Below are 1,578 nucleotides of genomic sequence, written 5' to 3' on the forward strand. Positions count from 1 at the left end.
CTGCTGCTGGAGGGCGCGCCGGCTGATATCCAGCGTCTGGCCTCCGATATGGATCTGGCCGATGTCTCGCAGCCGACCCAGCGCGCCTACCGCCGCAGCCACGCGCCGATTGCCGTTGTTGCGCTGCTGGGGATCGTTCTGCTGGCCGCCTTTGGCGTCGCACCTATCCTGATGCTGTCGCTGCTGATGGTATCGCTGGTGTTCGTGACCCGCTGTATTGATGCGGATGAGGCGTTCTCATTTGTCGATGGGCGTCTCTTGGCGTTGATTTTTTCGATGCTGGCCATCGGGGCGGCGCTGGAAAGCTCCGGTGCGGTTGCCCTGATCGTCAACGCCATTGCGCCCGCCTTGTCGATGCTGCCGCCGTTCCTGCTGGTCTGGGCGGTCTATCTGCTGACCTCGGTCCTGACTGAGCTGGTCTCCAACAATGCTGTGGCCGTTGTGGTTACCCCGATTGCCATTGGCCTGGCCCAGGCGATGGGGGTGGATCCGCGCCCCTTGGTAGTGGCCGTCATGGTCGCCGCCTCGGCGTCTTTTGCCACTCCGATCGGCTACCAGACGAACACCTTGGTGTACGGTCCAGGCGGTTATAAGTTCACCGATTTTCTGCGTGTCGGCATCCCGCTGAACCTCAGCGTCGGGATGGTTGCGTCGCTGATCATTCCATTTTTCTGGCCGCTCTGATCGCACTGGATGCCTTTGGCGATGGCGATTTTTCGCCTTGCCAGATCCTGTTTACGTGAAATTGTTAAAGCCATGCCCATATGAAACAGGGGAGTATTTCTAGGGGTGGCAAATGGATTTCAAAAAACTGTTCCTGATTGGGGTCCTGGGCGGATCAACAGCCATTGTGCTGATGTCGCAGGCCTGGGCGGACCGGCAAGCACAGCCTGCAATGGTCTCCGCACAGGCCGCAAAATCCTTGTGAAAGGATTTTGGCAAAACTTTTCCGCAAAAGTTTTGGTCCTCGCTACAATGGCCAGAACACCAGGATTGCCGGAATAGAGACGGCAATGACCAGAGCCTCCAGCGGCAGCCCCATCCGCCAGTAATCGCCAAAGCGGTAACCGCCGGGACCCAGAACAAGCGTGTTGTTCTTATGCCCGATCGGCGTCAGGAACGCCGCCGAGGCGGCAACCGCCACCGCCATCAGGAACGGATCAGGAGACACCCCCAGGGACTCCGCCATCTGAATGCCCACGGGTGCCGCGACAATGGCCGTTGCGGTATTGTTCAGCACATCCGACAGCGTCATGGTGACGACCATCAGCACCGTCAGCACAGCCCAGGCGGGCAGGCCTGCGGTCAGGCCCGTCAGCGCATTGGCAATCAATGCGGTGCCGCCTGAACTGTCCAGTGCCGCCCCTAGCGGGATCATCGAGCCCAGCAGCACCACCACCGGCCATTCCACGTGGTCATAGATCTCTGCCACCGGCAGGATCTTGAGCAGGACATAGCCGATCGCAACCAAGCCCAGGGCCACCGGCAGGTAGATCAACCCGGCAGAAGCCGCCAGAACGGCGGCGGCAAACAGACCGATGGCGGCCCAGGTCTTGTCATTTGCCGTTACCGCCAGCC

The 1,578-nt window shown here is 60.5% G+C and carries 3 protein-coding genes; 2 read left to right on the forward strand and 1 reads right to left on the reverse strand.

Annotated elements, in window-relative coordinates:
* Positions 1-684 (forward strand): SLC13 family permease (locus A2I95_RS36650; RefSeq protein ID WP_291737404.1); only part of this gene is annotated, 684 nt, incomplete at its 5' end.
* Positions 685-796: 112 nt separating this feature from the next.
* Positions 797-928: a hypothetical protein gene (locus A2I95_RS36655; RefSeq protein WP_281172020.1), complete on the forward strand. Its 132-nt coding sequence runs from the start codon at positions 797-799 to the stop codon at positions 926-928.
* A gap of 42 nt (positions 929-970) precedes the next feature.
* Here the strand turns inward: A2I95_RS36655 and A2I95_RS36660 are convergent.
* Positions 971-1,578, reverse strand: a 608-nt coding sequence (locus A2I95_RS36660; protein WP_291737405.1) for an SLC13 family permease, incomplete at its 5' end; no start/stop codon positions are given.

The organism is Leisingera sp. F5 (assembly GCF_001593695.1).